The sequence below is a fragment of the Roseovarius pelagicus genome (assembly GCF_025639885.1).
Lineage (GTDB): Bacteria > Pseudomonadota > Alphaproteobacteria > Rhodobacterales > Rhodobacteraceae > Roseovarius > Roseovarius pelagicus.
In genome coordinates, this window is record NZ_CP106738.1 from 1,183,327 (window position 1) to 1,201,803 (window position 18,477).

Below are 18,477 nucleotides of genomic sequence, written 5' to 3' on the forward strand. Positions count from 1 at the left end.
TGACCTTTGGGGATGCCCCAGCCATATGGGCACGACCCAACCCGCAACCGGGCGCACTTGTAGGCGCCAAACTGACGAGGAGCGCCCAAGATGGCCCAAATCTCCCTTACCTTTCCCGATGGCAATGCACGCGAATTTGACGCGGGCATAACCCCTGCCCAAGTCGCCGCAGATATTTCCAAATCCTTGGGGAAAAAGGCGATTTCCGCCACGGTTGATGGTCGCCACTGGGATCTGCAATGGCCCATCGACGCCGATGCACAGATCGCCATTCACACCATGCAGGACGAGGCACAAGCAAATGAGCTGGTCCGCCATGATCTGGCGCATGTGATGGCGCGCGCCGTGCAAGAAATCTGGCCTGATGTGAAAGTGACCATTGGGCCGGTGATTGATAACGGTTGGTATTATGACTTTGACCGCAAAGAGCCGTTCACCCCGGAAGATCTGGGCCGGATCGAGAAAAAGATGCGCGAGATCATCGCGGCGCGCGACCCGGTTCGCACCGAAATCTGGGAACGCGATCGCGCGATCCAGCACTACCGCGACAACGGTGAGCCGTTCAAAGTCGAGCTGATCGAGGCGATCCCCGGTGACGAGCCTTTGCGCATGTATTGGCATGGCGACTGGCAAGACCTGTGTCGTGGCCCACATTTGCAAAACACCGGCCAATTGCCCGGCGACGCATTCAAGCTGATGAGCGTGGCGGGGGCCTATTGGCGCGGCGACAGTGACCGCGAGATGCTGCAACGCATCTATGGCGTCGCCTTTACCGGCAAGGACAAGCTAAAGGCGCATCTGCACATGCTGGAGGAGGCCGCCAAGCGCGACCACCGCAAGCTGGGCCGCGAGATGGACCTGTTTCATATGCAAGAAGAGGCCCGAGGGCAGATTTTCTGGCATCCCAATGGCTGGACCATCTACACGCAATTGCAGGATTACATGCGCCGCAAGCAGCGCGCAGGCGGCTATGTCGAGGTGAACACCCCGCAAGTGGTGGACCGCAAGCTGTGGGAACAGTCGGGACACTGGGAAAAGTATCAGGAGCATATGTTCGTCGTCGAAGTGGACGAGGAACACGCGCGCGAGAAGGCCGTGAATGCCCTGAAGCCGATGAACTGTCCGTGTCACGTACAGATTTTCAATCAGGGGCTGAAATCCTACCGCGATCTGCCGCTGCGCATGGCCGAGTTCGGGTCGTGCAACCGGTACGAGCCGTCCGGCGCGCTGCACGGGATCATGCGTGTGCGTGGCTTTACGCAGGATGACGGGCATATTTTCTGCCGCGAGGACCAGATCGAATCTGAGACCGCCGAATTCATACGCTTTTTGTCAGAGGTCTATCGCGATCTTGGTTTCGAGCAGTTCAAGGTCAAATTCTCGGACCGGCCCGACATGCGAGCGGGGTCCGATGACGTCTGGGACAAGGCCGAGGCTGCCCTGCTCAGCGCCACCCGCGCGGCGGGGATCGAGCCAGAACTGAACCCCGGCGAAGGCGCGTTCTACGGGCCAAAACTGGAGTTTGTGCTGACCGATGCGATTGGCCGGGATTGGCAATGCGGTACCCATCAGGTGGATTTCGTCCTGCCAGAGCGGCTGGATGCCACCTATATCGGCGCAGACGGGGGCAAACATCGCCCCGTTATGCTGCACCGCGCGACATTGGGCAGTTTCGAGCGGTTCATCGGCATCCTGATCGAAGAACACGCGGGCAAACTACCCTTCTGGCTGGCACCGCGTCAGGTGGTGGTTGCCTCGATCGTGTCCGAGGCGGACGATTATGTGCATGACGTCGTGGCACAGTTGCGCAGCAAAGGTATCCGTGCCGAGGCCGACATCCGCAACGAGAAGATCAATTACAAGGTGCGCGAACATTCGGTTGGCAAGGTGCCGGTGATTCTGGCCTGCGGTATGCGCGAGGTCGAAGAAGGTACCGTTTCTGTCCGACGTCTGGGCGAGAAGCAAACCAGTGTCGAGGCCCTGAGCGATGTAACAAATGATCTGGCGCAAGGCGCGACGCCGCCCGATCTACTGTAACAATCGCGGTTTTTCGCTGTGAGATTGGCACGATTATTACGCCGATCTCACGGCATTCTCCAAAAATCCCATTGTTTTCAGTCCATCTTATGGAAACCGATCACACGATGCGCTGACGGATATGTGTCTGACGCGCTCGTGATTGGCGTCGTGAGCAGGCCTGCATCTATGTTTTGGTCATCGCCTCAACAACGGCGGGCAATGGTGCCCCCGGCGACACGACAGTAACCACTAAGGGAGACCCAAGATATGTCCATGATGAAAACCGTTGCCATCGCAGGCGCCGTGACCGCAGCCCTCGCCGCGCAAACCTCGACCGCTGCCGCGATGGAAAAAGAGAAATGCTATGGCGTGTCGCTGGCCGGTGAAAACGATTGCGCCGCTGGCGAAGGCACGACCTGCAAGGGGACGTCGAAAGTAGATTATCAGGGCAATGCGTGGACGCTGGTCGATGCTGGCACCTGCGCCGAGATTGAGCTGCCCGCGATGGCGGATGGCACAGCGCGCACCGGCTCGACCGAGGAACTGTCGCGCGACCTGCCTGCGTAACCTGTCAGGGGCATGTGCGGGTACGCCTGCATATGCCCCGTTTGATTTCGCCCCAAAATCCCGAGGCCCAAAATGCCCGACGCATCCGCCCAGAGAACTGCCCTGCCCCACGCCCCCGGCGTTGGCTACAAGCCTCAGCATTTTCAGGGCATCCGTGAAAATCCCGGTTCGGTAGAGTGGTTCGAAATTCATGCGGAAAACTATATGGGCGATGGCGGACGTCCCTTGGCGCAGCTGCGTCATCTGGCGGAAAAATATGCGATTTCCGTGCATGGAGTCGGCCTCAGCATCGGTGGAGAGGGTCGGTTGGACCCCGATCATCTGGCGCGGCTGAAACATCTGTGCCAGTGGCTGAACCCAGCCAGTTTTTCCGAACATCTGGCATGGTCCAGCCACGACAGTGCATTCCTGAATGATCTGCTGCCCCTGCCCTATACGCCCGCGACCGTCGTCCGCGTGGCCGATCACATCGACGAGGTGCAATCGGTTCTGGGGCGGCAGATGCTACTGGAAAATCCGTCAAGCTATCTGGCCTTTGACGAGAGCACGATGCCCGAGACCGAGTTTCTGGCAGAAATTACCCGCCGTACCGGCTGTGGGCTGCTCTTGGATGTGAACAATGTCTTTGTTTCGGCCACAAACCTGCAAATGGATGCGCGTGCCTATCTGGATGCGTTCCCGGTGGGCGCGGTCGGCGAGATCCATCTTGGCGGCCATCACGAGGATGCCGACGACCACGGTGATCCGCTGCTAATCGACAGCCATGACCACGCTATCGCCGAACCGGTCTGGGATTTGCTGGATGAGACCCTAGCGTGCACCGGCCCGCTGCCGGTCCTAATCGAGCGTGACGACGACATTCCGCCGTGGGCCGAGCTGGAAGCAGAAGCCGCCCGCGCCGGGCACGCCCTGAGCCACCTGCGCAAAGTCGCCGCCGAATGAGCGTCGGTCAGGCCCAGTTCCGCGAGGCGATTTTTGACGCCACCCGCCCTGCGCCAGTTGGGTTAACCGACGGTTTGGGCCGGGTCGCTGGTGCGCGGTTTGACGTTTACCGCAATAATGTGGCGGTAGGTTTGACGGAAGTTCTGCAAACCGGGTTCCCGGTAATCCGAAAACTGCTGGGCGAAGAGAATTTTCAGGCCATCAGCGGCGTGTTCCTGCGCCGCCATCCGCCGACATCGCCGGTGCTGTTTCAATATGGCAGCGATTTCCCTGTCTTTCTGAGGAATTTTGAACCGCTGGCGCATCTGGGCTATCTGCATGATGTGGCCACATTGGAAATGGCGATCCGCCAATCCTATCACGCTGCCGACGCCGTACCGATCCCGGCGGAGCGGCTGGCAGAGATACCAGCAGAACAACTGGGTGACTTACGGCTGGGTTTTGCCCCTGCGCTGCGCGTCTTGCGCTCGCCTTGGCCGCTCTTTGATCTGTGGGCGTATAACGCGCGCGATGGCCACCCCAAGCCACGCCCCGCCTCGCAGGATGTGATGATAACCCGACCCGAATTTGACCCCCTGCCGCATCTGCTGCTCCCCGGTGGAGCGGATTTCATTGAGGCCCTGATGGCAGGGCGCACGTTAGGCGACGCTGCCGAGACAGCGCAGCGCAGCGCCACAGAGTTCGATCTGACGGCAGTTCTGGGGCTGATGCTGGCCGGCAACGCCATCACTTCGGCAGAATATTAGGAGCGCGCAATGACGCATATTTTCAGTATCTACCGTTCGTTGACCGCCACGCTGGAGCGTCAGGACTGGCTGGTTCCCACGCTGGCCCGGATCATATTTGCGGGGGTGCTGTTCTATTACTTCTGGCAATCGGGCGTGTCCAAGATCGCCTTTGATCAGGGGATCGGGGGATGGCTGACGCCGACGGACGGGGCCTTTGCCCAGATATTCCCCAAGGCTGCCGAGGCTGTTCTGTATGACGTCGACCAGATGACATTCCTGCAAAAGGTGATTGCCGTGGCCGGTGGCTGGGCCGAAATCCTGCTGCCGCTGCTGATCGTGGTTGGTCTGATGACGCGATTGGCGGCGATTGGTATGATCGGCTTCGTGATCGTGCAGTCGCTCACCGATGTCTTTGCCCACGGGGTCAAGCTCGGAATGGCGGCCAACGATGCGTGGTTTGACCGCTATTCGGACGGCCTGCTGATGGATCAGCGGGCGTTCTGGCTGTTTTTGTTGATCGTATTGGTGATCCAAGGTGCGGGACCGCTATCGCTGGACCGGGTGCTGGTGCGCCGCACAACCACGGCCTAGCCGCGCAGCGCCGCCTGAACATCTGCCCCCCAGCCCAGATAGAGCGTGCCATCCACGTCAATCAGGGGTCGTTTCATCAATGCCGGGTACCGCGCGAGCAAATCCAACGACGGTTCTTCACGCTCGGTTGCACTCAGACCGCGCCATGTGGTTGAACGTGTGTTGAGCAAAGCGGCGCCAAATTGGGCATGAGCCGCAGCCAGAACATCGGGCGGAACGCCATCCGCGCGGACATCTTTCAGAACCGCATCAGGCAATGCTTTCAATACCTTGCGGCATGTATCACAGGTTTTCAGCCCATAGAGTTTCATCTGATCGTCCTCTGATTTTCGCACTTCCTAATGCAGTGACAACAAAACTTCACGCTGTTTTACTTGATTTTTGCGAAGTGCATGCAATCATTCATACCGCAGTGGGGGCTAAATTACCCGTGCGCGCTGATTGCGCCCGAACCCTCCTGCATGGCCCGGCATCACCTCCGGGATGACGACAAGAAGGAGAAGCGGAATGCCAACTGGCACCGTGAAATGGTTCAACACCACCAAAGGTTACGGGTTCATTGCACCCGATGAAGGCGGCAAGGATGTGTTTGTACATATCTCGGCCGTAGAACAATCCGGGCTGACCGGTCTGGCAGACAATCAGAAGGTCTCGTACGACCTTCAGGCGGGCCGCGACGGACGAGAGATGGCGTCGGATATTAAACCGCTCTAGGTTCTGATCCCCCCGTTCACGGGGGACAAGAATACCCTCGCACCCCGCGCAGTTTATGCGCCGGGGGCATGGATGATCTATCGCCTCAGCGACCGGCAGGCAGATGCGGACAAGCGCCCCAAAGCCAGCCAAACAGCAAAGGGCGCACCCGTCGGCACGCCCCTTGTGATCCGCGCCGGTTGTAGCTGCCGCGCGGGATGGTTGGTTGTATGAGTTACGAGCAGCCCTTGGTGCCGACGGGGCAATGGGTGCGTGCCGAATAGTGACGTTTTTTCGCGCGGCGCGGATGCTTCATCACTTGCTGGTAGGAAACGCTGGTCGTCGGCTGGCCACAGCAGATTACACCGTTCAGCACGATGGGCTGCAGGCCCGCCGGGCAGTAGTTCACGTTGGTCGCATACGGGTAGAGCGTCGGACCGTCAGCAGCGGCGGGCGAGGCCGCGAGGAAAGCCAGGGCAAGGCCCGTGGAAAGTGTTGGCAGGAGGCGCATGTCTGTCCCTCATTATGTTGTTGGTATCGCACAGGTGTTCACTATGCATGGTATACGAGCAGGTGCGCCTGTCAATTTCTTTGGGCAAAACAGTGCGTTCTTTGCGGTGGTTTCAGTCCCGGCGCAGCAGTTTGCGCGCCAGAAGCCATGAAACCGGGGCTGCGGCCACGAACCCCACCAGCGCCGCGCCCAGCAGGACGGGCACGCTGGCATGGCCCATCACCAGCGCCGCGATGATGCCGATCCCGGCCAAAGTCGCGCCGATGAAGAGGTGTAAAACAGTGATCAGCCAGCCCATTGGTGCCTCCTGTGGTGGTGGTGGAGGGGGGTATGGCATGGGACAGGTTGTCGGGCTTTGATCTGGGTCAGGTGAGACGGGTTTTTGCGCTTGTATAAACCGCACCGCCCGCCCCAACCACCCGCGCCCGCCCCGTGGGGGCGGTTCAGGCGCTGCCAAATCGGAGATTTGGCAGTTCGATTCTATATCTATTGCATGATAATCTTTGACTGCAACCCTGGCACAAAAACTGAAATTGGGTTATCTGAAGTGTCTGCCTCCAAGGCTTGACGAGCTTGAGCACTTAAATCTGCAATGAACGTGGGCATCTTTGCAATTAAATCATATTTGTCTTCTTCGTCGATTATTACTGTGCGATTTTGCGCCACGTCGAATGGTAGACGATCAATCTTCCTCATAATTTGTACCGTCGGCTTTCTCAGCATATGGCGTACAGCTAATTCATAAAAAACGTTTGGATTGTGGAATGAAAGGTCAGCCACTACCAATCTGGAATGAACCAAATATTCAATAATCTGTTTAGTAATTAGCCCTGGAGATTCGATCTCGTCGGCCCGGACCAATTTCAGTTTAGAAAACTTTAAAGCGGGCTCGACAATAGAAGTAGCGAACATGTCAGCATGTTTTCGCTCGGGTGAACCCGGTTGCCCGATCGGCGTTATATAGAAACAACTGGCCTCGTAACTGGCATGGGTGGACGTTATCATAGTGGCGGCAGGTGAAACGGTAGTACTCAGAGAGTCCTGTAAATCACCTTGCAGGTTACTCGAACCTGAAGTAGCTGGAAGTTCATCGAGTCTTGCGTCGACAGTTATGACACGCTCTGCACCCGACAGTGTCTTTAGTAGCCCAACGTCACGCAAGTTGACGATTAACGTATCTACAGCTTCGTTGGCTGAACCGTCAGCAACTCCAAATTCCTTGATTCGATCTTCGAGGACCGCAGATGCAGGTAATTTATTTCCAATTAAAGATTCATACACTCCCTTGAAGGGAGTAACGCCTAGTATGGCTAAATCTATTCTTGCGCGCTCTTTCTCTCGTGCTGCGATTTGTTCTGAAACAACCTTGAGACCATCAGAAGTTAGTGAAATTTCTTCTGCTTTATAGCTACCGGTCGTCAAACCATATTTGCCAGAGTTTGTGATCATCATTCGGCTTGGGCCACTATCAGGGCTTTTGCCCATCTGATCAAATAGAGTTAATCGTTTCACGGCTTGCCCACCGCCGACGTCAAACACCGCATGAGCAAATTCTTCTGCGTCGACGAATGTTGATGCGGGAAAGTTGCGTACTGTCCTTCCCTTCTTTGCTGACTTCACACCTTTAACCATAAGCAGCATCCTCCAATACTAGGAAGGTACCGCCTCACCCGTCCATCTTCAAGTAAAGTGCGCCCCATCCCACCGGGGTGCGGCCGCAATCACCCACGCCAATCGCTTACCCGCACTGCGCGCAAAAACCGGACAGCTTTAGCTGTCCATTTTTAGCGCGCTGATAAACGCTTCCTGCGGGATATCCACCTTGCCGAACTGGCGCATCTTTTTCTTACCGGCCTTCTGCTTTTCCAGCAGCTTCTTTTTCCGCGTCGCGTCGCCGCCATAGCATTTGGCCGTCACGTCCTTGCGCATCGCCGACAGGGTTTCGCGCGCGATCACCTTGCCGCCAATCGCGGCCTGAATCGGGATTTTGAACATGTGGCGGGGGATCAGGTCCTTTAGCTTTTCGACCATCGCGCGACCGCGCATCTCGGCCCGGTCGCGGTGGACCATCATCGACAGCGCATCAACCGGTTCGTCATTCACGAGGATCGACATCTTGACCAGATTATCCTCGCGGTAGCCGACCATCTGATAGTCGAATGACGCATAGCCCTTGGTCACTGATTTCAGGCGATCGTAGAAATCGAACACCACTTCGTTGAGCGGCAGATCATAGACCACCATCGCGCGCGACCCGGCATAGGTCAGGTCCATCTGGATGCCGCGGCGGTCCTGACACAGCTTTAGCACGTCACCGAGGTAATCGTCGGGCACAAGGATGGTCGCCTTGATCCGCGGTTCTTCCAGATGGTCGACGGTGCTCATGTCCGGCATGTCGGCGGGATTGTGCAGCGGCGCCATCGTCCCGTCTTTCATGTAGATGTTGTAGATCACGCTTGGCGCTGTGGTGATCAGTTCGATGTCATATTCGCGCTCGATCCGGTCGCGGATCACCTCTAGGTGCAGGAGGCCGAGGAAACCGCAGCGAAAGCCGAACCCGAGGGCGGCGGAGGTTTCCATCTCGTAGCTGAAACTGGCATCGTTCAGCGCCAGCTTTTCGATCGCGTCGCGCAGGTCCTCGAATTCGGCACTGTCGACGGGAAAGAGACCACAGAACACCACCGGTACAGAAGGTTTGAACCCCGGCAGCGGTTTCTCGCACGGGGCCTTGTCCAGCGTGATGGTGTCGCCCACCTTGGTATCGCGGACCTGTTTGATCGACGCGGTGATAAATCCGATCTCGCCGGGGCCCAAGGCCTCGACCGTGGTCATGGCGGGGCGAAAGACGCCGATGCGGTCAACCTGATGCACAGAACCGTTCTGCATCATGCGGACGCGGTCACCCTTTTTCAGCTTGCCATCCATGATCCGCACCAGAACGATCACCCCGAGATAGGCGTCATACCAGCTGTCGACCAGCATTGCCTTGAGCGGGGCATCAATATCGCCCTTTGGGGCTGGCAGATGGGCGATGATCGCCTCAAGCGTTTCGGTGATGCCTTGACCCGTCTTGGCGCTGACCCGGATCGCGCCGCTGGCGTCGATCCCAATCACGTCCTCGATCTGTTCCGCGACGCGGTCACAATCGGTGGCAGGCAGGTCGATCTTGTTCAGGACCGGCACGATCTCGTGGTCGGCATCAATCGCGTGATAGACGTTGGCCAGCGTCTGCGCCTCGACCCCTTGGGTGCTGTCGACGACCAGTAGCGACCCCTCGACCGCGCGCATCGACCGGCTGACCTCGTAGGCGAAGTCGACATGGCCGGGCGTGTCGATCAGGTTCAGGACGTATTCCTCGCCGTTCTCGGCGGTATAGTTGATCCGCACGGTCTGGGCCTTGATCGTGATGCCGCGCTCACGCTCGATATCCATGCTGTCGAGCATTTGCTCTTTCATGTCCCGCGCGGCAACCGTGTTGGTCTGCTGGATCAGGCGATCAGCAAGCGTGGATTTCCCGTGGTCGATATGCGCCACGATCGAGAAATTGCGGATATGTGCGAGGTCTGTCATGGATTGGGATATGTATGGGAAATAAGGGTTGGTCAAGGTGGGATAGCGGGCGCGCACCCTTCGGCGCGGACCTGCATCGCAAATGCCATTTTCTGCGCGATGGCGCTGCGCGCAGCAGACCGATCACAATGCCCGGTGCCGGTTCCCACCCCCGCGGCCATTTAACCGCGCCCACTGACAGAAATGCCATCTGATTCATGTTGTGAATTGAAAAATCCGCTTTGATCAGGCAATGATCGCTGCAACATGCAACTTCATCGGGGATCAACCCCGGGGCGAGCAGGCAAGACGAGGCAAAAGCGATGAAAAACATCCTGATTATGGGATTGATATTGGCATTGGCCGGATGCGGTGGCGTGCACAGGTTCAAATCCAAACCCCAGAACACATCGACACGCGTGGCACAGCCCGCTCGTTTGGTGATTCCCAGTACCACACCACGTGCCCATGGCCCATTGAGCCAAGCGTGCCTGGCATCAGATCGAAAGGCGCGCTCGCCAGAGCGGTGCGGCTGTATTCAGGCGGTCGCGGATCAGTCGCTGTCGGGCACGCAGCAGCGCCGCGCCGCCACATTCTACAGCGACCCGCAAAAGGCGCAGGACGTCCGCATGTCCGACCGCGCCAGCGATGAGCTATTCTGGGAGACCTACGTGGAATATGCCACCCGAGCCAAGAAAATCTGTAGCTGACAGCGGGCAGTTTGGGGCACGGACCCGCCCCTTTCATCTTTTCACAAATACCTCTGCGCGGCGGGTGCGGCTACCCTTGCATGCTGTCACCGCGCGAAAACCCGACAATCGCCTGTACCAGACAATCCAGCGTGTCCGTAACCGGCCCTGCACTGTCCAGCGCATCGGTCATCAACGATAATTCGGTGCACGCCACCAGCAGATGGTTCGCGCCTTGCGCCCGCAGGGCCGCACCGCAGGCTGCCAGCCGCGGTTTCAAACCGGCGATGTCTTCCCCGGCCTTGACCGCGCGGATGATGGCCAGCAATTCCGCCTCATCCTCCAGCCACACTGGTGCCAGCCCGTGGGCGGCAAACGGCGCATCGAATACGCCTGTCAAATGCGTCGCGGGCGAAGCGAGCATGCCGATCCGGGTTGCGCCTCCGGCTTGCAGCGTTTCTGCCGACAGTGCCAGCATATCCAGAAAGGGCAGTTCGCTGGCCGAGCGCACGGTATCCGCATAGTGGTGTGCGGTGTTGCAGGGCATCGCCAGTGCCGCTGCACCCGCTGCCTGCAAATCCCGCGCCATCTGTGCCAAAACCGGGCCGGGGTCCTGCCCTCGCCCCTCGATCAGAGCCGCGATACGGCTGGGAACCTGCGGGTTCTGATGCACGATCAGTGGGATATGATCGCCGTCATCGCGTGCGGGGACAGCCTCCAACACCTTTTGCATCAGCAGGATGGTCGCCTCCGGCCCCATCCCGCCCAGAATGCCGACCGGTCTCATTTTGGCACGTCAAAGCAATGGGTGTAGCCCGTCAGGCCAATCGCGCCGCCAGTGTGCAGGAAAACGATGTTCTCACCCTTCTTGAAATGCCCCTTGCGGATCAGATCAATCAGACCGGCACCACCTTTGGCCGAATAAACCGGATCAAGCAGGATCGCCTCGGTGCGCGCGAACATGTCAATCGCTTCGAGCGTGTCCTCGGCGGGCATACCATAGCCGGGGCCGACGTAATCGGTATTGGCGACGACATCTTCGCGCGCAACAACACCGGGGCAGCCCAGCTTCTCGGCGGTTTTCACAGCAAGGTTATAGACGTTCTCTTCCTGTTTGGCCTTTGGTGCGCGCACTCCGATTCCCAGCAGCGGGATGTTCGCGTTCATGGCGCGCAACCCGGTGATCAGCCCTGCCTGTGTGCCGGCGCTGCCGGTGGCGTGGACGATGTGATCGACATTCAGACCAGTGGTCACGAACTGGTTGAGCATCTCCAGCGCACAGTTGACATAGCCCAGCGCGCCCGTCGGGTTCGACCCGCCTCCGGGGATCGTATAGACGTTCTTGCCCTCCGCCCGCATCTTGTCGGCGACAGCCTCCATCTCGGCATTCATGTCCAGATCGGGGCCGCGATGCTCGATTGTGGCGCCGTGCAGGTGGTCCAGCAGGACGTTGCCGTTATACTTGTAATTCTCATGGTTATAGCCGGTCCGATCCTCCAGCAGGATATGACAGGCAAGGCCCAGCTTGGCCGCCGCCGCCGCGGTCTGGCGCGCGTGGTTGGATTGCGTGGCCCCTTGGGTCATCACCATCTCAGCACCCTGCGCCAGCGCCTCTGCCATCAGCCATTCCAGCTTGCGGGTCTTGTTGCCCCCGGTGCTGAGCCCTGTGCAATCGTCCCGCTTGATCCAGATTTCCGGACCGCCCAACGCCGCGCTGAGACGCGGCATATGTTCCAACGGGGTGGGCAGATGCGCAAGAGAGACACGGGGAAATTGGGCGAGGTTCATGCTGTTATCCTTATGAATTCATTGTTCGTTGCGACGGTGCTTGCGCAGCACACCGCAGATCGGCAGAGCGCGCATGCCCTTCCATCCGCTCGGCCCGGCTGATGCTGGCCGTGACCCTCGCCAGATCGTCCTGTACCGGGCCGCTTACTCGCTGCCAAGTGACGGTCTTGAGGAATTTGTGCACCGACAGCCCCCCTGTATACCGCGCCGCGCCGCTGGTGGGTAGGACATGGTTCGGTCCCGCGGCCTTGTCCCCAAAGGCCACGGTGGTCTCCGCCCCCAGAAAGAGCGATCCATAGGCCAGCAGCCGCGAGCGCCACCAATCAAGGTCGGCGGCCTGCACATGCAGGTGTTCCGGCGCTTTTGCGTCGGCATAGGCGGCCATCGCTTCGCGGTCCTCACACAGCACCACCTCTCCCAGATCAGCCCAGGCCGTGCGCGCCGCACTTTGGTTCGGCTCTGGCAGATCAGCGATCAGATCGGACATACGTGCCAGAACGGCCTCTGCCAGTGGGCGGTGAGTCGTCGCCATCCAGACAGGGCTGTTGGTCCCATGCTCGGCCTGCCCCACGAGGTCCATCGCCACGAGGTCCGCATCGGCCGTTTCGTCCGCCAGAACCAGGCTGTCGGTCGGCCCGGCAAACATGTCGATCCCGATCGGACCGAACAGCTGCCGCTTGGCCTCGGCGACATAGGCGTTGCCCGGCCCGACAAGGATATCTGCGGCAGGTGCGCCAAACAGGCCAAACGCCATCGCGGCCAGACCCTGCACTCCACCGATGGTCAGAATGCGCGTCGCACCAGCCAGGTCCATCGCACACAGCATCGCGTCGGGGATACCCGCCGCGCCGTTGGGCGGCGAACAGGCGGTGATATCCGGCACGCCCGCCTCGCGCGCGGTGGCGATGCTCATCAATGCGCTGGCGATATGGGTATAGCGCCCGCCCGGCACATAGCAGCCCGCCGCCTGCAGCGGTATTTGCTTTTGCCCGGCGAACAGGCCGGGGCGCAACTCGATCTCCATATCATGTGCCGTGGCCCGCTGGGCAGCTGCGAACCGGCTGATATTGTCATGTGCCCAGACGATATCAGCCTTCAGCGTATCAGGGACCCGCGCAATCGCCGCGTCAATCTGCGTCTGTGGCACCATGACCTCGCCCTGCCAGCCATCAAGACTGCGGGCATATTCCAGCGCCACCTGTGCACCGCCTGCGCGCAGCCGTGCCAGCATGATCGCAACGGTATCGCCGATATCTGCCGCCGTCGTTGGCGGCTCTCCTGTGGCGGTCTTGAGCAAGGTAATAGGCATGGACAAATCTCCTCACCGCTCAGTCCTGCGCCTCGCACGGTCGCCGTGCAAGCCTGACGCGCCACGCTGGCATAGGTTTTTCAAGGCGCTGAAACGCCACTTCGGAATTCTCGAATGACGCGCTTTCATCTTTCTGAAAATACCTGTTCGCACCGTGCACCGGGCGCTACACCCGATCAGAGCGCCGCGCCAAGCCTCCGGATGCATCGCTCGATCAGATCGAGCACGCCGTCGAAATCGCGCGTGTAATAGGGATCCGGCACATGATCCATGCCCGCGCCGGGGGCATAATCGGTCAGCACCCGCACCGGTGCGCCGGCACCGGAGGGACGCAGCTCCTCCAGCGCGGCCCGGTTATCTTGGTCCATTGCCACGATCAGGTCGAAGCGGTCGAAATCTGCAGATACCACCTGTCGCGCCCGCAGCCCACTCAGGTCATAGCCGCGCGCCCGTGCGGCTGCCTGCATCGGCGCATAGGGTGGTTCGCCCACATGCCAGCCCCCCGTTCCCGCGCTGTCGACCTGAAGGTCCGGCAACACGACCCGCGCTACCGCCTCGGCTGTGGGCGAACGACAGATGTTGCCGAGACAGACAAATAGGATACGATTGCTCATAGCCGCGCAGACTAGAGCATCAAATGACCCCCGAAAAGATCGTGATCCTTACCGGTGCCGGCATTTCCGCCGAAAGCGGGCTCAGCACCTTTCGGGATGCGGGCGGCCTTTGGGCGCAACACCGGGTCGAGGACGTGGCCACCCCGGAGGCCTACCAACGCGATCCCACCCTCGTCCATGCGTTCTATAACGCCCGCCGCACCCGCGCAGCAGAGGCTGAGCCGAACGCCGCACATATTGCACTGGCCCGGCTTGAGGCGAAACATCCTGGTGACGTGCTGATCATCACCCAGAATGTCGATGACCTGCATGCGCGGGCAGGCAGCCGTAATCTGGTGCATATGCATGGCCGCCTGATGGGCGCGCTCTGCCATGCCTGCCAGCACCGGTGGCCCGCCCCGCGCGAAATGCGCGCTACCGATCCGTGCCCTGCCTGTAACGCGGCGCAGACCCGTCCTGATATCGTCTGGTTCGGAGAGGTGCCCTATGGCGCAGAGATCATCGACCCCGCCCTGTCAGCCGCTGATCTCTTTGTCGCGATCGGCACATCGGGCAATGTCTATCCCGCTGCGGCCTATGCGCAGCACACGGCGCGGCTGGGCGCACATACGGTGCAGATCAATCTGGAAGCCGCGAGCAATGCTCGTGATTTTGCCGAAAGCCACTTTGGCCCCGCAACGGACGTCGTGCCAAAATGGGTCGAGAGCATTCTGCGCCGATGAGGTCCGCAAACGAAAACAGCCCGCCGATTACCGGCAGGCTGCAAAAATTCGTCCGGATGGGTCGGCTCAGGCTTCGAGAACTGCGGCAGCAGCCGTGCTGCTGAGCTTGGCAATCTCTTTTTTCACCTTCAGCGCGGCGGGGGACAGTTCAACATCCTTCGCCTTGGCCAGATAGGCGTCCAGCCCGCCCCGGTGATCGACACTGCGCAAAGCTGCGGCAGAGATGCGCAGTTTGATGCCGCGGCCCAGAGCCTCGGATTGCAGAGTCACATCATTCAGGTTCGGCAAATACCGACGCTTGGTCTTGTTGTTGGCGTGGCTGGAGTTGTTGCCAACCATCGGGCCTTTTCCGGTCAGTTCGCAGCGGCGCGACATGGGATCATCCTCATCTTTTCATGAGGGCCTTGGCGGCCCGTCTCTAAACAGTCTCAAAACAAACGAACGCCGCCACTGGCAGCGTCCTGAATTCCGTTGGCGGTGGATAGGCGGAATCAGGGGGGCCGTCAAGGGGCGCGGCGCGGAATTGCCAACGCTGCGCCAGAACGGTCTTCATATCTTCCCTCCCACGCAGACCGCTTCGCCCGTAGGCAGTGGACGAGGACACATTCAGCCAGAGGATGCAAGAGAACCTGCTGCTTCTTCTTGCTGCAAATATCCCGGGGAGTTCGAGGGGCAGCGCCCCTCATTCCGCGTTCTCCCCCAAAAACCCACCTGACTGACGTGCCCAGAGGGCCGCATAGACACCATCACGCGCCAACAGGACGTCATGGGTGCCATCCTCGACGATACGCCCCGCATCCATCACCACGATCCGATCCATCTGGGCAATTGTGCTCAGACGGTGAGCGATGGCGATGACCGTCTTGCCCTTCATCAAATCAAAGAGCGTGTCCTGAATCGCGGCCTCCACTTCACTGTCGAGCGCCGAAGTCGCCTCGTCCAGCACCAGAATCGGTGCGTCCTTGAGGATCACCCGCGCCAGCGACACACGCTGACGCTGCCCCCCGGACAGCTTCACGCCACGTTCGCCAACTTGTGCGTCGTAGCCCGCCCGCCCCTCGGCGTCGCGCAGGTCCATGATGAACGCATGCGCCTCGGCCTGTTTGGCCGCCGCGACCATCGCGGCCTCGTCCGCCTGCGCACGCCCATAGAGGATGTTGGCCCGGATCGAGCGGTGCAACAGGGCGCTGTCCTGACTGACCATGCCGATTGCCTGACGCAGGGATGTCTGGCGCACAGTTGCCACGTCCTGCTCGTCGATCAGGATCTGCCCGGCTTCGGCATCGCGCATCCGCAAGAGCAGGTTCACGAGGCTGGATTTCCCCGCGCCCGACCGGCCCACCAGTCCGACCTTCTGGCCCGGCGAGATGGTCAGGTCGATCCCGTTCAACCCGCCACGCCCGCGCCCGTAATGATGCGTCACGCCGCGAAACTCGATCTTTGCGGCGTCCACCTTCAACGTCGGCGCGTCGGGCTGATCAACCACGTCATGCGGCACGGCGACAGAGCGAAGCCCCTCACGAATGACGCCGGCATGCTCGAAAAGGCGGATCACCACCCACATGATCCAGCCCGACATACCATTCAGCCGGATGGTCAGCGCTATCGCGGCAGACACCTCGCCGACAGAAATCGCACCATCCGACCAGAGCCAGATCGCCGGGGTCAGCATGCCGACGATCAGCACGCCGTTGATGATGTTGAGGCCAAAGCTGAGTTCGGTCATCAACCGCAGGAACCGCTGGAATCGCAGCCGCAACCGGCGCATGGCCGACAGCACATACCGTTCTTCGGTGCCTTCATCAGCAAAGAGCTTGATCGTCTCGATGTTGGAATAGGCATCCACCACCCGCGCAGTCACGGTCGAACGCGCGTCGGACCATTTTTCCGACGCCACGGCCACCCGCCGCGCGATATAACGCACATAAAGCGCAAAGATCAGCGCCCAGAGCAGCAGCGGCACCGCCAGAATCGGATGCACGCCCGCAAGAATCACCGCCGCGCCCAACACATAGGTCAGCGAATACCATACACCCTCGAACGCCATATAGGTGCCGTCCTCGACTGCCTCGCCCAATTGCATCACCCGATTGCTCAACCTGCCGGCGAATTCGTTCTGGAAATACCCGGTACTTTGCCCCAGCAGGTGTTTGTGCGCGCGCCAACGGACCTGTTCCTGCATGTTGCTGGCCAACATCTGTTCCAGCAGCAGGTGATTCAGCGCGATCATCACCGGCCGCAGCGTCATGATGAACACCGCCGCCACGATCAATTCGGCCCCGTGGCGCGCCATCAGGCCCCCCGGCTCAGTCGCACCCAGCAGGTCGATCACGCGCCCGGAGTAAAAGATCAGCCCGGTTTCGACCAAGGCCACGATGATGCCACTGATTGCCAGAACGGCCAGCCATTTGCGAAACGGATGGTAATGGGATTTCAGATAGGCCCACAGCGTTGCGGGCGGAGTTGCATCCTCAAAGAATGCAAACGGGTCGATAAGGTTTTCGAATTTCTTGAACATGACGTACGCCTGAAAATAGCGTTGAAAATAGACACTCTACGTGCGTGAAGCGGAGCCGGTGACAGCCGCCGCAACAGGGCTGGCTGCCTCAAGAGGCTCGGTGCCAGATCCCTTTGTACATAGAGTATCCTCCGTCATGTCAGGCGCTCAAACACGCGATACTGACGTAGGGTTAGCCTAGGCGCGCCGATCTGTCACGTCTATGCGCGGCCAATCTGTTCCAGCAGTTGCGCGGCGGCCACAGAGGGGGTGATGCGTCCTTCGCCGACCTGTGCCCCCAATCTCTCCAGCGCCGCGCGTGCCTCATCGCTGCGCAATTGCGCCAACAGGCCCTGCCGCACTTCTTCCTCGAACCAGTAGCGCGCCTGCCCTGCGCGTCGCGCGCCCCAATGCCCATGCTCGCGCCGCCAGTCGGTCAGTGCGCGCATCTCGTCCCAGAGCTTGGCAAATCCGGTCTCTTGTAACGCGGACACCATCAGCGCCTTGGGAAAGCCTTTGGGATCCTGCGGACGTTTGCGCAACAGACGCAGCGCGCCGGAATAATCTGAACAGGTTCGGGTCGCGGCCGCCTTCAGATCGCCATCGGCCTTGTTGACCACGATGAGGTCGGCGATCTCCATGATCCCGCGTTTGACACCCTGCAATTCGTCGCCACCCGCCGGGGCCAGCAACAGCAGGAAGAGGTCCGACATCTCTGCCACCACTGTTTCGGACTGGCCGACGCCCACTGTCTCGATCAGCACCGCGTCAAAACCCGCCGCCTCGCACAGCGCAACCGCCTCTCGCGAACGCCGTGCGACCCCGCCCAGATGGGTCTGGCTGGGTGATGGACGGATAAAGGCGTTGGGATCACGGCTGAGCCGTTCCATCCGCGTTTTGTCCCCGAGGATCGAGCCGCCAGAGCGTGTGGAACTGGGATCGACCGCCAACACCGCGACCTTCAGATCCTGCGCGGTCAGCATACCGCCGAAACCTTCGATAAATGTAGATTTTCCTACTCCCGGCGTGCCCGACAGGCCAACGCGGATCGCTTCGCGCCCACCGCCGCGCAACAGTTCCAGCAATTCAGCGGCCTGATCGCGGTGATCGGCGCGGCTGCTTTCGACCAGCGTGATCGCGCGGGCGAGCGCACGCCTGTCGCAGCGCGATACCTTGTCCGCCAGTTCCGAAATATCCATGAACGCTGCCTGCCCGTTGGTATTGTTTCACTCTGGCACTACATGCCTTGGCAGGCGGG

At 60.1% G+C, this 18,477-nt stretch carries 20 protein-coding genes; 8 read left to right on the forward strand and 12 right to left on the reverse strand.

Annotated elements, in window-relative coordinates; genetic code table 11:
• Positions 1 to 90 precede the first annotated feature (90 nt).
• From thrS to N7U68_RS06790, 5 genes are all read left to right on the forward strand, one after another.
• Positions 91 to 2,037, forward strand: coding sequence for a threonine--tRNA ligase (gene thrS / locus N7U68_RS06770; protein WP_263048653.1), 1,947 nt, complete (start codon positions 91 to 93; stop codon positions 2,035 to 2,037).
• 249 nt (positions 2,038 to 2,286) lie between these two features.
• Complete coding sequence (locus N7U68_RS06775; protein WP_165197050.1) at positions 2,287 to 2,586, forward strand: BufA1 family periplasmic bufferin-type metallophore; 300 nt, start codon at positions 2,287 to 2,289, stop codon at positions 2,584 to 2,586.
• Positions 2,587 to 2,658: 72 nt separating this feature from the next.
• Complete coding sequence (gene bufB / locus N7U68_RS06780) at positions 2,659 to 3,528, forward strand: MNIO family bufferin maturase (RefSeq protein WP_263048654.1); 870 nt, start codon at positions 2,659 to 2,661, stop codon at positions 3,526 to 3,528.
• The gene (locus N7U68_RS06785) at positions 3,525 to 4,274 is read left to right on the forward strand and encodes an HvfC/BufC N-terminal domain-containing protein (RefSeq protein ID WP_263048655.1); all 750 of its coding nucleotides are present in this window, start codon (positions 3,525 to 3,527) and stop codon (positions 4,272 to 4,274) included. Before bufB ends, N7U68_RS06785 begins: the two co-directional genes overlap by 4 nt.
• A 9-nt stretch (positions 4,275 to 4,283) precedes the next feature.
• A complete protein-coding gene (locus N7U68_RS06790) occupies positions 4,284 to 4,847 on the forward strand; it encodes a DoxX family protein (RefSeq protein ID WP_263048656.1) in 564 nt (187 codons plus the stop codon).
• Here the strand turns inward: N7U68_RS06790 and N7U68_RS06795 are convergent.
• On the reverse strand, positions 4,844 to 5,158 hold the full coding sequence (locus N7U68_RS06795; protein ID WP_263048657.1) for an arsenate reductase family protein: 315 nt from the start codon (positions 5,156 to 5,158) through the stop codon (positions 4,844 to 4,846). The genes N7U68_RS06790 and N7U68_RS06795 overlap by 4 nt on opposite strands.
• A 196-nt stretch (positions 5,159 to 5,354) precedes the next feature.
• Here N7U68_RS06795 and N7U68_RS06800 point away from each other — a divergent pair, with 196 nt between their 5' ends.
• The gene (locus tag N7U68_RS06800; RefSeq protein ID WP_165197040.1) at positions 5,355 to 5,561 is read left to right on the forward strand and encodes a cold-shock protein; all 207 of its coding nucleotides are present in this window, start codon (positions 5,355 to 5,357) and stop codon (positions 5,559 to 5,561) included.
• Positions 5,562 to 5,775: 214 nt separating this feature from the next.
• On the opposite strand, the gene N7U68_RS06805 is transcribed toward N7U68_RS06800, so the two are convergent.
• The 4 genes from N7U68_RS06805 to lepA form a co-directional block, all read right to left on the reverse strand.
• Complete coding sequence (locus N7U68_RS06805) at positions 5,776 to 6,051, reverse strand: hypothetical protein (protein ID WP_241188130.1); 276 nt, start codon at positions 6,049 to 6,051, stop codon at positions 5,776 to 5,778.
• Between the two features lie 112 nt (positions 6,052 to 6,163).
• On the reverse strand, positions 6,164 to 6,349 hold the full coding sequence (locus N7U68_RS06810) for a CTP synthetase (RefSeq protein WP_263048658.1): 186 nt from the start codon (positions 6,347 to 6,349) through the stop codon (positions 6,164 to 6,166).
• Between the two features lie 188 nt (positions 6,350 to 6,537).
• Complete coding sequence (locus N7U68_RS06815) at positions 6,538 to 7,683, reverse strand: hypothetical protein (RefSeq protein ID WP_263048659.1); 1,146 nt, start codon at positions 7,681 to 7,683, stop codon at positions 6,538 to 6,540.
• Between the two features lie 138 nt (positions 7,684 to 7,821).
• Complete coding sequence (lepA, locus tag N7U68_RS06820; protein ID WP_165197034.1) at positions 7,822 to 9,621, reverse strand: translation elongation factor 4; 1,800 nt, start codon at positions 9,619 to 9,621, stop codon at positions 7,822 to 7,824.
• A gap of 302 nt (positions 9,622 to 9,923) precedes the next feature.
• Between lepA and N7U68_RS06825 the strand changes: the two genes are divergently transcribed.
• Positions 9,924 to 10,310: a hypothetical protein gene (locus N7U68_RS06825; RefSeq protein WP_165197032.1), complete on the forward strand. Its 387-nt coding sequence runs from the start codon at positions 9,924 to 9,926 to the stop codon at positions 10,308 to 10,310.
• A gap of 70 nt (positions 10,311 to 10,380) precedes the next feature.
• Here N7U68_RS06825 and cuyB read toward each other — a convergent pair whose 3' ends face one another.
• The 4 genes from cuyB to N7U68_RS06845 form a co-directional block, all read right to left on the reverse strand.
• Positions 10,381 to 11,076, reverse strand: a complete 696-nt coding sequence (cuyB, locus tag N7U68_RS06830; protein WP_263048660.1) for a cysteate racemase — start codon at positions 11,074 to 11,076, stop codon at positions 10,381 to 10,383.
• The gene (gene cuyA / locus N7U68_RS06835) at positions 11,073 to 12,077 is read right to left on the reverse strand and encodes a D-cysteate sulfo-lyase (RefSeq protein WP_263048661.1); all 1,005 of its coding nucleotides are present in this window, start codon (positions 12,075 to 12,077) and stop codon (positions 11,073 to 11,075) included. Before cuyA ends, cuyB begins: the two co-directional genes overlap by 4 nt.
• A gap of 10 nt (positions 12,078 to 12,087) precedes the next feature.
• On the reverse strand, positions 12,088 to 13,386 hold the full coding sequence (hisD, locus tag N7U68_RS06840; RefSeq protein ID WP_263048662.1) for a histidinol dehydrogenase: 1,299 nt from the start codon (positions 13,384 to 13,386) through the stop codon (positions 12,088 to 12,090).
• Between the two features lie 176 nt (positions 13,387 to 13,562).
• On the reverse strand, positions 13,563 to 14,000 hold the full coding sequence (locus N7U68_RS06845) for a low molecular weight protein-tyrosine-phosphatase (RefSeq protein ID WP_263048663.1): 438 nt from the start codon (positions 13,998 to 14,000) through the stop codon (positions 13,563 to 13,565).
• 23 nt (positions 14,001 to 14,023) lie between these two features.
• Here N7U68_RS06845 and N7U68_RS06850 point away from each other — a divergent pair, with 23 nt between their 5' ends.
• A complete protein-coding gene (locus tag N7U68_RS06850; protein ID WP_165197022.1) occupies positions 14,024 to 14,722 on the forward strand; it encodes an NAD-dependent deacylase in 699 nt (232 codons plus the stop codon).
• Positions 14,723 to 14,788: 66 nt separating this feature from the next.
• On the opposite strand, the gene rpmB is transcribed toward N7U68_RS06850, so the two are convergent.
• The 3 genes from rpmB to meaB all read right to left on the reverse strand — a co-directional run bounded on the left by rpmB (position 14,789) and on the right by meaB (position 18,418).
• Positions 14,789 to 15,097: a 50S ribosomal protein L28 gene (gene rpmB / locus N7U68_RS06855; RefSeq protein WP_165197020.1), complete on the reverse strand. Its 309-nt coding sequence runs from the start codon at positions 15,095 to 15,097 to the stop codon at positions 14,789 to 14,791.
• Between the two features lie 307 nt (positions 15,098 to 15,404).
• Entirely contained in the window at positions 15,405 to 17,240 is a 1,836-nt protein-coding gene (locus N7U68_RS06860; RefSeq protein ID WP_263048664.1) for an ABC transporter ATP-binding protein, read from the reverse strand.
• Between the two features lie 200 nt (positions 17,241 to 17,440).
• Positions 17,441 to 18,418: a methylmalonyl Co-A mutase-associated GTPase MeaB gene (gene meaB, locus N7U68_RS06865; protein ID WP_263048665.1), complete on the reverse strand. Its 978-nt coding sequence runs from the start codon at positions 18,416 to 18,418 to the stop codon at positions 17,441 to 17,443.
• Positions 18,419 to 18,477: the final 59 nt, after the last annotated feature.